This window comes from Thermoactinomyces sp. CICC 10523 (genome assembly GCF_016055105.1).
GTDB lineage: Bacteria > Bacillota > Bacilli > Thermoactinomycetales > Thermoactinomycetaceae > Thermoactinomyces_A > Thermoactinomyces_A daqus.
This window is the reverse complement of record NZ_JAECVX010000012.1, coordinates 1-12,837: the sequence shown is the minus strand read 5'-3', so window position 1 is coordinate 12,837 and position 12,837 is coordinate 1. Positions and strand designations below refer to the sequence as shown.

The window sequence follows — 12,837 nt, the reverse complement described above, 5'->3', positions numbered from 1 at the left end:
ACATACAGAAGTCGTCCTCACCCACGGAAGACGACTTCGGCAGTCAGCTTCAGATCGCTTTTTGCTGAGCGGTGGTGCCGACAAATTGACTTTGGTAGAGATCGGCATAAAGTCCCTTTTGGGCGAGGAGTTCTTCATGCCGCCCTTTTTCGATCACATTGCCGTTGTTCATCACCAGAATCAGATCAGCATTGCGAATGGTCGACAGACGATGGGCAATGACAAAACTGGTTCTCCCTTTCATCAATTCGTTCATTGCTTTTTGGATCAACACTTCAGTTCGCGTGTCGATATTGCTCGTCGCTTCATCCAAAATAAGAATGGCCGGATCTGCGAGAATGGCCCGCGCAATGGTTAAGAGCTGTTTTTGCCCTTGAGAGATATTGGAGGCTTGCTCGTTCAAAATCGTGTCATATCCATCAGGAAGAGTACGGATGAAGTGGTCGGCATGGGCAGCTTTGGCCGCTTGCACGATTTCTTCTTCGGTTGCTCCGGCACGGCCATAGGCGATATTTTCCCGGATCGTGCCGCTGAAAAGCCACGGATCCTGAAGCACCATGCCAAACATCGAACGCAGATGTTCGCGCTTCAGCCGGGTTATGTCAACACCGTCAATCGTGATTCTGCCGTCGTCCAGTTCATAGAAACGCATCAACAGATTGATCAGAGTCGTTTTTCCCGCCCCTGTCGGACCGACGATCGCGATCGTTTGCCCCTTTTTCACTTCAATATTCATATTTCTGATCAACATCGTATCTTTTTTGTAACCGAACGTCACGTTCTGGAATTGCACGTTCCCTTCCGGATCGGAAATCTCTTCCGCTTTTTCGCTGTCGGGTACTTCCTCCTGCTCATCAAGAAGTTCAAATACCCTCTCGGCAGAAGCAATCGTAGATTGAATGATATTGGAGATATTGGCCAACTGAATAATCGGTTGGGAAAACTGCCGGACATATTGAATAAATGCCTGAATATCCCCGATTTGGATTGCCCGTTTCGTGACGAGCACTCCGCCGACGACACAAACGAACACATAACCGATGTTGCTGATGAATCGCATAAGGGGCATGATGATGCCGGAAATAAATTGCGACTTGACGGAGGATTGATACAGTTTTTCGTTGATCCGGTCAAAGGTTTCAACCGACTTGGCTTCATGGCCAAATGCCTTTACGATCATATGCCCTGTATACATTTCCTCGACATGTCCGTTTAATTCCCCGAGCTCTTTTTGTTGCCCGGCAAAATATTTTTGTGATCGTGCGGCAATCCACTTGGTTACAATGAGGCTGAGCGGGATGGTCAGAAAAACGACCAGTGTCATCAGCGGACTGATGGTCAGCATCATCACAATTACGCCCAAAAAAGTAACAACGGACGAAACTAACTGAGTAAGGCTTTGTTGTAAAGTGCTGCTGATGTTATCCACATCATTGACAACCCGGCTCAAAATTTCCCCGTTTGTCCGCGAATCAAAAAAGCGAAGCGGCAAGCGGGCAAGCTTGTCATTTACTTCTTTCCTCAACTCATAAACGGTTTTCTGCGCCACCCCCGCCATCACGTACTGTTGCAAATAACTGAACAAACTGCTGACAATATATAGAGCAGCCAACAGCAAAACAGTATCAAGGAGATAGTGAAAATCGATAGCGGCTCCCGGTACATGATTGATCTTCTGCATTGCCCCTTCAAACAGCTTGGTCGTGGCATTCCCGATAATTTTCGGGCTGAGAATGCTGAAGGCAGTACTGAGAATCGACATTATCAAAACCACGGCCAAGCGCATCCGATACGGCTTCAAATATTTGAGCAGGCGGAAGAGCGTTCTTTTAAAATCCCTTGCTTTTTGCACCGGTATCCCCATTTGCGGACCGCTTCCTCTCCCCATGCCTCTTCCGAAATTGGCTCTCATGCGATTTCCTCCTCAGAAAGCTGGGACAAAACGATTTCCCGATAAACTTTGCAAGTATCCATCAATTCCTGGTGCTTGCCGATCCCTGCGATTTTCCCACGATCCAAGACGATGATCCGATCGGCATCCATCACCGTGCTGACCCTTTGCGCCACGATGAAGACCGTCGAATTGGCCGTTTCTTGTTTCAAAGCGGTTCGCAATTTCGCTTCGGTTTTAAAATCAAGCGCGGAAAAACTGTCGTCGAAAATATAAATCTCGGGTTTTTTCACGATGGCACGGGCGATGGTGAGCCGTTGCTTTTGCCCGCCGGAGACGTTAAGGCCTCTCTGCGCGATCACTGTCTGATACCCGTCTTGCAGCTTTGAGACAAATTCATCCGCTTGGGCAATTTCAGCCGCGCGTTTCACCTCTTCTTCCGAGGCGCTTTCCTTTCCGAAACGGATATTGTCAAGAATCGTTCCCGAGAACAGGACTGCTTTTTGCGGAACAAAACCGATTTTTTCCCGAAGCGAAGTCAGTGGCAGATCGCGGATATCCACTCCATCGATCAAAATGCTGCCGCTATCTACGTCGTAAAAACGGGGAATCAGATTGACGAGAGCTGATTTTCCCGAACCGGTGCCGCCGATGATCGCAATCGTCTCCCCGGATCTGGCACTGAAAGAGATGTTGGAAAGTGCCGGTTTTTCCGCCCCCGGAAAGCGAAAGGTCACATCCCGGAACTCAATCACTCCTTTTTTCTCTTCAGTTGCGGCCTGTTTCCCATCCTTGATGTCGGGAACAATCTCCAATACTTCGTTGATTCGGGCTGCAGAGGCGGAAGAGCGCGGAATCATGATAAACATCATGGATACCATGATCAGCGAAAACATGATTTGCATGGCATATTGAAGGAATGCCATCAGATCCCCGACTTGAATCGCGCCGCTGTCGATGCGGATTCCACCAAACCAGATGATGGCGATGGTGGAAAAATTGAGAACAAGCATCATCATCGGCATAAGGGACGCCATCAGTTGATTCACCCTGATTGCCGTTTGAATCAGATCGGAGTTGGCTTCATCAAATCGTTTTTTTTCATGATCCGTGCGATTGAAGGAACGGATTACCCGAATTCCGGTTAACCCTTCATTTAAAATAAGATTTAATTTGTCCAGTTTAGACTGCATCGCTTGATAAAGAGGAAAACTCTTTCTGGTAATCGCAAAAATCACCATGACGAGAACGGGAACGACCGCTATAATGACAAAAGAGAGCTTGATGTCCTTGAAAACAGCCATGATCACCCCGCCGATGCACATCAGCGGAGCGCTGATCATCATGCGCAGGATCATGTTCAGCACTTGCTGAACCTGGGTAATATCATTTGTTGTTCGCGTAATCAGCGAGGCGGTCCCGAATTGATCAACCTCTTTCAATGAAAAGGCAGCCACGTGGCTGAAAACTTTACTGCGAACATCCTTGCCAAACCCTGCGGAAACTGTGGAGGACAAATAGCGGGCAACGATGGAGCAAATCATCCCTCCCGCGGCCACCAGCAACATAAAGCCGCCGATTTTCAGGATGTAGGAAATGTCTCCGTTCACAACACCCGTATCGACGATATCCGACATCAATGTAGGGAGATACAAGTCGGACAAGGCTTGCAAGAAAGTAAGAGTTACCACGATTATCAGGGACATTCGATAGGGTCGCAAAAATCGGGACAATTTCATCACTCTTGATCATCTCCGCTTCTTTTGATTTAAGCCCGGAATCGAAAAGTTAGTATCTTGTTTTATTAGGCAACCTAATCATAAAGCAGAGTCCTCTAAAGATCAATCACATTCGACGACTTTCTTTCCCGGAAAAAAGTTTTTACCATTATATATGAAACCAAGACCATTTATTATAAAGGAAGAATCGATATGAAACCCATCATCTTCGGAAAAACGATCGACCAGAAAACCCGCTGTGTACATTACCATTCTGATTTGGATATTGTCGCCATCAAATTTGCCTGTTGCGAGCGTTACTATCCTTGTTACCAATGCCATGAGGAAACGGCCGGACATCAAGCCGTTCCCTGGCCAAGGAGCCGGTTTCATGAAAAAGCGATATTATGCGGGAACTGCCAGACGGAATTGACCGTTCACGAGTATTTAAATGGAGAAGCACGCTGTCCTGAGTGCCGCCATCCTTTTAACCCCGGATGTAAAAAGCATTACCATTTCTATTTTGAATGACGCGATCGCCGCGTCATTTTTTTTATTTCCCGTTTAAGAAAAAATTAAGAATTCCTCTCCTGTTTTGCTAAGAATTTCGGTTTAACCTGTAGCTGACACCGGGGTCAGGATTTTTGGTTCATCACTCCGGCAACCCTGCGATGTTTTATCCTGTTTCAATCCTCTTTATGACTGAAATCGCTGGCGAATGATCCGGAAAAAAGTAAGTCTCAGGTCTGAGTTTGAATCCTACTTTGGCAGGTTCCGGCGGGGCTCCCGTTTCTTTATGATAGTTTGCAGCACTTTATCATGGGAATCATGAGCGCAAAAACGGATTTTCCGACCTGACACAAAAGGAGAATCAATACCATGGAAACTTTGATGCAAAGACTTCAATTTTTTCTCCGGTTTACAAAATCACCGGCTGCAATCGGCAGTGTGACACCGAGTTCAAGATTTTTGGTTCATACTTTGATAAAACCCGTGAATTGGGCCCGGGCTAAAGTAGTAGTTGAGCTGGGAGCGGGTACTGGTGTTGTTACGCTGGAAATTGAACGAAATTTAAACTCCGATGGTCAGGCAGTCATCTTTGAATCCGATCCAAAGCTGAGTCTCTGGCTTAAGCGAAATCACCCGGCGTTGATCCATTGTTCCGATGCCCGTTTCCTGGTGCAGGAACTGGAGAAACGCAGGCTGGGCCAAGCCGATGCGATTATCTCATGTCTGCCGTTTGCCAACTTTTCGGCAACCCTGAGAAGAGAGATCATGGATGGGATAAAAAACGTTCTGGCACCAAACGGTGTTTTTATCCAGTTTCAATACTCTTTACAACTGAAACCGCTTCTGCAATCTTGCTTTCAACAGGTAGACATCCAATTTGTCCCCTTTAATCTTCCGCCTGCTTTTGTCTATTTCTGCCAGGGGAGGTGAGCATTTTGGAAACAGCACAACTGATTCACTGGATATCGGAATACGGCTGCTTTGCTTTATTCTTTTTTTTATGGCTGGGAATCCTGGGCGTGCCGATTCCGGATGAAGTGATTGTCATGACCGGAGGATTGGTTTCAACATACCACATTCTGCAGCCGATCCCTTCTTTCACCGTCACTTATCTCGGTGTAATTTCCGGGCTCTCAATCGGCTATATTGGCGGGAGGGTTTCCCGGAGTACGGTTTATGATAAACTTTTAAACAAGAAAAAGCTTCGAAAACACCTGATCCGCGCGGAACGATTATTGACGAAATACGGGAGTTTTGCTCTTTGTTTCAGCTATTTCACGCCGGTCATCCGCCACCTTGTCCCCTATCTCGCCGGGAGTTTGCGAATGCCTTATCCGAGGTACGCTTTATTTTCTTACGGTGCCGGCTTTGTCTGGACAGCAATTTACTTTACGGTTGGTTATCAATTTGGGGATTCCATTGCATACGTGGCGAAACTGAGCCGGGACTTGGGTCATCTCACTCTGGGAATCGCCGCCGTGATGTTTCTTCTCTTGCTCATTCGTTCCTATGCCCAGAGAAAAAATGAAAAGGAGAAAAGGATTCATGAAGCAAAACACCACCATTCTAATTGTCGATGATGATGACGAAATACGCCAGTTAATCCAGCTTTATCTGCAAAATGAAGGTTATCGGATCTTCCATGCCACCAATGGCCGGGAAGCATTGGGTCTGGCCGAACGGCATCCTGTCGACCTGATCATCCTGGATTTGATGATGCCTGAAATGGATGGCATGCAAGCCTGCATTCGCCTGCGGGAGAAGTTCCAGATGCCGATTATCATGCTGACAGCCAAAACCGGGGATATGGATAAAATTCAGGGACTCAGCATCGGAGCAGATGATTATGTGACCAAACCTTTTAATCCGTTGGAACTGGTTGCGAGAATCAAAGCGCATTTACGAAGATTTCTGCACTTCTCTCCGGCTGAGAAACAAAACGATGTGCTTCACATTCAACATGTGACGATCCGTTTGTCAACCAGACAAGTTTATGTAAATGATAAAGAAGTTTTCCTTACTCCAAAGGAGTTTGACATTCTCGTCCTGCTGGGCAAAAATCCGGGGATTGTGTTCAGCTCCGAGCAGATTTACCAGCAAGTTTGGCATGAGCCGATGACCACCTCAAACAACACCATCATGGTTCATATTCGCAAAATCCGCGAGAAAATCGAGCTGGACCCCAAGCAGCCGATAATCATTCAGACCGTATGGGGAGTCGGTTACCGGGTGCAACCCCTCTGGCATAATCAATGAATAAAGGTGGACGTGATGATCCGACGTTTTTTTGAGAAAATTTATCATAAAATAGCCGCAAGTCTTCGTGCACAATTTATCCTCTACATTCTCATCAGCATGTTGGCGGCAGCCATTGCCGTCGAACCATTTGCTTATATCAACCAGGAAAAACGCTACTATTACCCAAGCAGAGACGAATTGGAAATGGAACTGAAGAAAATAACACCGCTGATCCAACAGGCTCCACCCAGGCAGATCCGCTTTATTTTGGATGAAAAGGCAGAAGCGAGCGGAACCAAACTGCGTCTCATAAGTCAAAAGGGAACTGTTTTGGTCCGGTCAGCCAACGCAACGGAGCAGCAGATGAACCCGGCTCAAATCTTGATGAAAATTTCGCAGCAGAATGAAGAACCGAGCAACGTTCCCCAGTTTCGGGAAATTTATGCTATTCATCCTTTTTATTTTCATCATCAAATCCATTATCTCGTCATAAGTAAAGAGACCCATGGCCGGCTTACGACATATTGGATAGGAAACCCTCTCTTATCTGTTGTTGTCTTCTTTCTTGTTTTTATCGTTGTCTATCTCATCCTGACACGGAGAAAATTGAAACAATTACAGGAAGTCACGGCAGGAATTTCAGAAATCGCCAAGGGAAACTTTCGTCTGCGCCTCAAGGAGCAAGGAAAAGATGAAATCGCCTTTTTGGCTGCTCATGTAAATGAAATGGCCAGGCAGCTGAAAGCAAACTGGGAGAAAGAAAGAAGAATGGAACAGGAGCGGACCGATCTGATCACGAGCATTTCCCATGACTTGCGAACTCCGCTGACTTCGGTAATCGGTTACTTGAAACTGATTCACGACCAATCGCAACTCACTCCGGACGAGATGAAAAAATATGCGGATATCGCCTTATCAAAATCGAAAAATCTGAAGCAAATGATGGACCAGTTGTTTGAGTTCACGAAAATTACGCATGACCAGTTTCAGCCCTCGTTTCAACTTATTTCGCTGAATGAACTGATCAACCAATTGCTTGAAGAAAATCACGCCATGTTAGCGTTGAATGAAATGGATGTAGAAAGAATCATCTGTAATGATCCGTTACAGGCGCAGGCAGATCCGTTTTTGCTGATCAGGATGTTTGACAATCTGATTCAAAATGCCCTGAAGTACGGAAAAAAACCAGGAAAGTTCATCATCGTAACGAAACAAGAAGACGGATATGGCGTAATAAAATTGAGCAATACTGCCGGGCAGGTAGATCGTCAAATAATCGGGCGCCTGTTTCAGATGTTTGTAACGGGTGATCCTTCCCGTTCCGAAAAGAGGTCCGGGATCGGACTGGCGATTGTCAAACGGATTGTGGATTTGCACCAAGGACAGATTGCAGCCATTCAGGAAAACGGAATGATGACCTTTGTAATTAAGCTCCCCATAACTTCATCATAACTTCATCCCGGTCCTTTACACGAAGATAGTCCCATCGCTGCATCCACGTCCTCCACTCATCAGGAAAAATAAAAATCCACGTTTTCCCCTCCGATCCCAAAGGAAATATTTTAATTGAAGTGAATATGATAAGTCTCTTTACTGATCACATACAAATAAAAAATTTAATTGAGAAAAGGGGAAGAGCAAATGGAGCCATTTGTTGGCAAAGTGGCTTTAGTTACAGGTGGCGGTTCCGGAATAGGAAGAGCAACTTCATTGGCTTTTGCAAAGAAAGGAGCAAAAGTCGTTATTGCCGGACGCACAAGAGAGAAGATTGTGGAGACACAAGAAATGATTAAGAATTTGGGTGGAGAAGCCATTGCAGTTCAAGCAGATGTTTCTGCAGAGGAACAAGTCAGAGAGATGATACAAACAACCATCGATCTTTGGTCGTATCAACTTTGCATGCAACGCTGCGGGGATCGGCGGAAAACTGGCTCCTACGGCAGATGTCACAGAGGAAGATTTTGATCGTACTCTGGCAATTAACCTTAAAGGTGTCTGGCTTTGCATGAAGTATCAAATTCGTCAGATGTTAAAACAAGGATCTGGAGCAATCGTGAATATCTCTTCCATCAATGGCTTGGATGGAACTCCAAACGCAGCCATTTATTCGGCAAGCAAGAGCGGAGTTGTCAGCTTAACCAAATCCGCTGCTCTTGAATATGTCCAGGGGCTGTTCATACACCGATGCTGGAGCAGGTTTTCAACATAACAGGGGTTACACCAAGTCAATATGAATCCAAAATACCAATGAATCGAATAGGAGATCCAAATGATATTGCCCATTCGGTTACTTGGTTGTGCTCAGATGAAGCGAGCTATATAACAGGACACATTATGGTGATTGACGGAGGAGTATCTGCTGGATAATCTTGATTTTACAAAATCTTAAGGAAGTAACGGTTACATGTGGTTTCGGAGAAGTTGGTGAAGATCCGCCCCATCCACTGTCCGTAACATTAATGCCCAAGCTGAACGCAAAGCAGACCGCTCTATTCTCCGGTATCTCGTTTAAGCCAATCGTAGAGGGTGTTTATATAATAAATCTGGAACAGGGGTGAGCAATATTTGAGGAACATTACCTTAGCAGACGGTCGTAAGATTATTGTTCATTGTTTAAGCTGTGCCATTGTGGAAGGAGCAGTAAAGCCAAATGGTGGCACAATCTATGAAACAAAGTTTTTTCATGCTCATCAAGATGTCGCATATCCTGTTCGAGGTCTTGTAATTTTAGCTTCAAAAAGGCATGTTAAGTGTTTAGATGAACTTACAGAAGCAGAGCTTAACGATTATATTCATACCCTCCATCTGATTCGAAAAGCACAACGTCAAGTCTTAGGGATTGAACAAGTCTACTATTTCTATAATGAAGATACTACACACCATTTTCATACATGGATGGTTCCCCGATATGATTGGATGTATAAGTTCGGCAGATCGATCGAATCAGTTCGTCCTGTACTTCTTCATGCAAGACAAGAAAGAAACTATAAAGATGAAATTGAAAAAATATTAAAAGCAATACATAGGCTCAGAGACTTTTTAAATACTTCAAATTAATAATTGAACTCCCTTTTTTGGCAAAGGCTTTGGCACAAGCGGCACCAATCCCTGAACTTGCTCCGGTAATTACCACGGTTCTTTTCATTTTCTCCCCCCTGAGAGTACCAATTTTCATTTTGAAAGTGAAACTGTAGCCTGTTTTGATTTTGTTATTGCTTTAAAAATCGGTGTTTTTTATACTGATTGAGAGTTTTCAAAAATGGAGGACAGCATGATCAATCAGTTTGAAACCGAACGCATCTTGGCCAGACTCATCCGCGAGGATGAACTGCCCACCTTCCTCGACGTGATCCGCAGCAACCGCTTCTTCCTGCAAGTGTCGGAAGGCAGCCCAGACTATTCCCTATCCAAGCTGGAGAAAGACTGGAAAGAAGCGAACGAGAACCCCGGCGAATGTATGCTTGGTCTGTTTGAAAAGGAGACGGAAACGCCCGCCGATATCCTGACCTACCTGAAGCACAACCCCAGGGACGGCTGCCCCTGGATCGGTTTCCTCATCTTCCGGCGGGATCTGCACGGCCAAGGCCTGGGCCGCGAAGTCACCGAACACTTCCTGGATCTCGCCTGCCGCCGGCTTGGCTGGACCTCCATCCACCTCGGCTTCCTCAAGGTGGAGATGAAAGAACTCTTCAACCTGCCGGAAAACCATGCGGGAGAACGGGTCGTCTGGGTGATGGAGAGGGAGCTGGCTTCGCCACATTAACCAAAAGGACAGAGGGATGCACCATCCTGCCACCCGTTGGGGTGGTTGCTTTTTTATGCTACTGCGTGGTAAATCCGCGTTTTTCTGTCAGGGCCTCTATTAGAGCCCCTATTTCGGCGGGGTTTTGTCTAATAATGATTGCTTAGCGTAGGATTTTTTAATTGCCGGAGATACCCCTATTAGCGGTTATTACTTAGAGAGATTTGTTTTTTTTGAATAAAATCAAGCCATAGTAGATCCACTAACCAAAATAAAAATGCAGCTTGAGTTGATAAGCAACCAGTGCCTCCACTGATACCTTTCGCTGGAATCTTTCGGCCATCCCGTAAGGGATGGGGTTGAAGGGCTTTAACCCTTCCTTCAGAAGGCGGTCTATGGGACGTTCAAAGGTTGTACCATGACAGCGTACATTAGCAATTGTGTCGATCCACGAGCGGGCTTGTTGATTCAGGTTCTCAAGATTGGTAAATGTTCGTACACGAGGCTAAAAGTTTTTTCTCACATAGCCGATTCCGTTTTCTACCTTGCCCTTGGTTTGCGCTCGGTAAGGAGCACATCTTTTTAGGGTAAAGCCATGGTGAGTTGCGAAGCCGGCAAACCGCTCATTCCAAACGATATGACCGCTTTCATCCAATCCAGTAACAACGGTCTTCATATTGTCGTATAAGCATGTTTCTGTTCGCCCACCAAAATACTCCATAGCCCGGACATGACATCCCATGAGTGTCTCCAGACGCTCATTTTCAGCGAATTCTAAATACATCATCCGGGAGTACCCCAATACCATGACGAAAGCATAAATCCTCTTTTTCTTTCCACCCCAATTGACCGTAAACTGGCCCCAGTCTACCTGGGCCTGATTCCCTGGTGGCGTTTCAAAACGCTGCACGGGCCTTTGGCCTGTGCTTTTACGCAAAGGCCTTATCCAGTAGCGAAAAGTGTTAGGCTACCGGTATATCCTTGACTCTTGATCTCGTCAAACAAGACCACTGCGTTTTGCCAGCCTTCCTGCATCCGCTCAAAGATGTATCCTTTGTAGGGTTCCAATTTGCTTGGACGCGTTGATATTTACTTGGCTTTTCCTCGTTTAACCATTTCCGAATGGTCTTTCGATCTCTTCCAAGCTCCTTGGCAATTTGTGAGATCGTCATGCCTTTTTGCTGCATTTGTTTGATCATGAAAAATTCCCCATTTCGGATCATTTTCTCCCCTCCTGGAGAGATTGTCTAACCTGAGTGGGGAATTTTCAACTGCTGATATTGGGTATTTTACAATTGTTGCTTACAATTGGGGTTACAATTGCAAACTCATAGTGATGTTTCTTTCAGAAAAACCCATTTGTCTATAGAGTTGAATGGCATGGTTTTCAGTAAAAACACTCAGACGAATCTCAGAATAACCTTCATTTTTCAGGTTATTAATAGCACTTTTTAACAGTCGCTTAGCAATCCCTTTTCCTCTGAACTCCTGTATTACATAAAGTTCGTATATAAAACCAATCATAGTATCAGTAAATTGATCTTTATTTGCGCCTATTAAAATCCATCCCAGCAATTTATCATTTTCTATAGCTATTAAGTAATAACAACCCTTCTCCAAAAGAGGCTTAATAAGTTGCTGGATTTTTTCTTCTGTTGGTAGGATTCTACCCATCGTTCCCTCAAATAAAGCTTGTGGTGAGAGTTTTAAAATAGTTTTAATCTCTGTATTACTAGGTTTTCTAATTTCCATAAAATGTTTACCCCTTAAATATAGAATCAAATTAAAATACCTTGCTCCAGTAATCAGCGCGACCGGATTTCGCACCCCTGAAACGCCCCAAAAAGTTGGCGAAACTCTTTTGGAGACAGATAGCCCAATGCAGAATGCGGCCGTTCTGAATTGTAGAACTGGATGTAGTGGTCAATGTCCTTTTTGGCTTCCAAAAAGGAAGAGTATTCCTGAAGCCAAACGGTTTCCTCTTTCAGTGTCCGGAACCAGCGCTCTATGTACGCATCAGCATCTGGGTTGTTGTAACCTGTACGTTCCTGTTTGATTCCAGCGTCTTGAAGAGCTTTGACATATCGACAGCTGGTCATTTGGCAGCCATTGTCACTGCGAATCATCAGGCCACGGCCTTTGACTCCTTGAGGGAAACGTTTTTCTAATGCTTGGTTGACAGCAGAAAGAAGCTCATCGGTTCGACAGAACCGTGAGAATGAATAGCCCACAATTTCTTTGTCATAGGCATCGATTACGGCAAACAGGTAACCCCAGCCATCACGCCCACACCAAATCTTCGTCATATCTACCTGAAAATGCTGATTAGAGCCGGTGACCGGGATCCGGCCCGATTGCTTTTTTCTTTTCGCCGTTCCTCCTTTGGAACGGGTTAATAAACCTAACTCTTTCATGATACGGTAAACGCGCTTGTGGTTGACTCGAAGCTGATAGCGCTTGTAAAGCCATACTCGGATTCGGCGGTACCCGTTGGTAGGAAACTCCCCACAAAGCTCCTGGATCTTCTGACGAAGCGCTTCGTCAGAACGCTCACGCTTTTTGGGCTCGTACTCCTTGAGCAGAGCATACCCATAAGTGCGGTTGATGCGAAGGGCAGCCGTGATTTGTGGGACCGAATCCCCCTCGCCGTGCAGGATCCGCACCAAATCCCTGGTCTTTACCTTCGGCCCCAGTTCGTCTTTTTTCGGAGAATCTCAATTTGAATCTCCTTTTCACCT

Annotated in this window: 14 protein-coding genes and 1 pseudogene; 8 read left to right on the top strand and 7 right to left on the bottom strand. The window is 45.5% G+C overall.

Annotation, left to right across the window (positions count from 1 at the left end):
- Positions 1 to 49 precede the first annotated feature (49 nt).
- On the bottom strand, positions 50 to 1,912 hold the full coding sequence (locus I8U19_RS13805; protein WP_304650704.1) for an ABC transporter ATP-binding protein: 1,863 nt from the start codon (positions 1,910 to 1,912) through the stop codon (positions 50 to 52).
- Complete coding sequence (locus I8U19_RS13800; RefSeq protein ID WP_033099984.1) at positions 1,909 to 3,633, bottom strand: ABC transporter ATP-binding protein; 1,725 nt, start codon at positions 3,631 to 3,633, stop codon at positions 1,909 to 1,911. The genes I8U19_RS13805 and I8U19_RS13800 overlap by 4 nt, the downstream gene beginning before the upstream one ends.
- 189 nt (positions 3,634 to 3,822) lie before the next feature.
- Between I8U19_RS13800 and I8U19_RS13795 the strand changes: the two genes are divergently transcribed.
- The 7 genes and pseudogenes from I8U19_RS13795 to I8U19_RS13755 all read left to right on the top strand — a co-directional run bounded on the left by I8U19_RS13795 (position 3,823) and on the right by I8U19_RS13755 (position 9,414).
- Positions 3,823 to 4,140 carry a CHY zinc finger protein gene (locus I8U19_RS13795; RefSeq protein ID WP_033099985.1) on the top strand — a complete coding sequence of 106 codons (318 nt, stop codon included), beginning with the start codon at positions 3,823 to 3,825 and terminating at the stop codon, positions 4,138 to 4,140.
- A 348-nt stretch (positions 4,141 to 4,488) separates the two neighbouring features.
- A complete protein-coding gene (locus tag I8U19_RS13790; RefSeq protein ID WP_198056201.1) occupies positions 4,489 to 5,049 on the top strand; it encodes a class I SAM-dependent methyltransferase in 561 nt (186 codons plus the stop codon).
- Between the two features lie 5 nt (positions 5,050 to 5,054).
- On the top strand, positions 5,055 to 5,699 hold the full coding sequence (locus I8U19_RS13785) for a DedA family protein (protein ID WP_198056200.1): 645 nt from the start codon (positions 5,055 to 5,057) through the stop codon (positions 5,697 to 5,699).
- Positions 5,665 to 6,375 carry a response regulator transcription factor gene (locus I8U19_RS13780; protein ID WP_198056199.1) on the top strand — a complete coding sequence of 237 codons (711 nt, stop codon included), beginning with the start codon at positions 5,665 to 5,667 and terminating at the stop codon, positions 6,373 to 6,375. Before I8U19_RS13785 ends, I8U19_RS13780 begins: the two co-directional genes overlap by 35 nt.
- Before the next feature lie 15 nt (positions 6,376 to 6,390).
- The gene (locus tag I8U19_RS13775) at positions 6,391 to 7,809 is read left to right on the top strand and encodes a HAMP domain-containing sensor histidine kinase (protein ID WP_198056198.1); all 1,419 of its coding nucleotides are present in this window, start codon (positions 6,391 to 6,393) and stop codon (positions 7,807 to 7,809) included.
- A 189-nt stretch (positions 7,810 to 7,998) separates the two neighbouring features.
- Positions 7,999 to 8,724, top strand: a pseudogene (locus I8U19_RS17715) (glucose 1-dehydrogenase).
- A gap of 198 nt (positions 8,725 to 8,922) precedes the next feature.
- The gene (locus tag I8U19_RS13755; RefSeq protein ID WP_198056195.1) at positions 8,923 to 9,414 is read left to right on the top strand and encodes an HIT family protein; all 492 of its coding nucleotides are present in this window, start codon (positions 8,923 to 8,925) and stop codon (positions 9,412 to 9,414) included.
- On the opposite strand, the gene I8U19_RS13750 is transcribed toward I8U19_RS13755, so the two are convergent.
- Positions 9,386 to 9,502 (bottom strand): SDR family NAD(P)-dependent oxidoreductase, encoded by a 117-nt coding sequence (locus I8U19_RS13750; RefSeq protein WP_152568483.1) that lies wholly within the window; start codon positions 9,500 to 9,502, stop codon positions 9,386 to 9,388. The genes I8U19_RS13755 and I8U19_RS13750 overlap by 29 nt on opposite strands.
- A gap of 126 nt (positions 9,503 to 9,628) precedes the next feature.
- On the opposite strand from I8U19_RS13750, the gene I8U19_RS13745 reads away from it, so the two are divergent.
- On the top strand, positions 9,629 to 10,120 hold the full coding sequence (locus I8U19_RS13745) for a GNAT family N-acetyltransferase (RefSeq protein WP_198056194.1): 492 nt from the start codon (positions 9,629 to 9,631) through the stop codon (positions 10,118 to 10,120).
- A 484-nt stretch (positions 10,121 to 10,604) separates the two neighbouring features.
- On the opposite strand, the gene istA is transcribed toward I8U19_RS13745, so the two are convergent.
- The 4 genes from istA to I8U19_RS13725 all read right to left on the bottom strand — a co-directional run bounded on the left by istA (position 10,605) and on the right by I8U19_RS13725 (position 12,762).
- Entirely contained in the window at positions 10,605 to 11,009 is a 405-nt protein-coding gene (istA, locus tag I8U19_RS13740) for an IS21 family transposase (protein WP_370589783.1), read from the bottom strand.
- A 52-nt stretch (positions 11,010 to 11,061) separates the two neighbouring features.
- Positions 11,062 to 11,298 (bottom strand): helix-turn-helix domain-containing protein, encoded by a 237-nt coding sequence (locus tag I8U19_RS13735; protein WP_160173940.1) that lies wholly within the window; start codon positions 11,296 to 11,298, stop codon positions 11,062 to 11,064.
- Positions 11,299 to 11,413: 115 nt separating this feature from the next.
- Positions 11,414 to 11,851, bottom strand: a complete 438-nt coding sequence (locus tag I8U19_RS13730; protein ID WP_033102408.1) for a GNAT family N-acetyltransferase — start codon at positions 11,849 to 11,851, stop codon at positions 11,414 to 11,416.
- A gap of 53 nt (positions 11,852 to 11,904) precedes the next feature.
- On the bottom strand, positions 11,905 to 12,762 hold the full coding sequence (locus I8U19_RS13725; RefSeq protein WP_370589786.1) for an IS3 family transposase: 858 nt from the start codon (positions 12,760 to 12,762) through the stop codon (positions 11,905 to 11,907).
- Positions 12,763 to 12,837: the final 75 nt, after the last annotated feature.

Coding starts and splice junctions, on each gene's coding strand:
- I8U19_RS13805 (WP_304650704.1), bottom strand. CDS start 1,912: ATGAGAGCCAATTTCGGAAGAGGCATGGGGAGAGGAAGCGGTCCGCAA.
- I8U19_RS13795 (WP_033099985.1), top strand. CDS start 3,823: ATGAAACCCATCATCTTCGGAAAAACGATCGACCAGAAAACCCGCTGT.
- I8U19_RS13790 (WP_198056201.1), top strand. CDS start 4,489: ATGGAAACTTTGATGCAAAGACTTCAATTTTTTCTCCGGTTTACAAAA.
- I8U19_RS13780 (WP_198056199.1), top strand. CDS start 5,665: ATGAAGCAAAACACCACCATTCTAATTGTCGATGATGATGACGAAATA.
- I8U19_RS13775 (WP_198056198.1), top strand. CDS start 6,391: ATGATCCGACGTTTTTTTGAGAAAATTTATCATAAAATAGCCGCAAGT.
- I8U19_RS13750 (WP_152568483.1), bottom strand. CDS start 9,502: ATGAAAAGAACCGTGGTAATTACCGGAGCAAGTTCAGGGATTGGTGCC.
- I8U19_RS13745 (WP_198056194.1), top strand. CDS start 9,629: ATGATCAATCAGTTTGAAACCGAACGCATCTTGGCCAGACTCATCCGC.
- I8U19_RS13735 (WP_160173940.1), bottom strand. CDS start 11,298: ATGATCAAACAAATGCAGCAAAAAGGCATGACGATCTCACAAATTGCC.
- I8U19_RS13730 (WP_033102408.1), bottom strand. CDS start 11,851: ATGGAAATTAGAAAACCTAGTAATACAGAGATTAAAACTATTTTAAAA.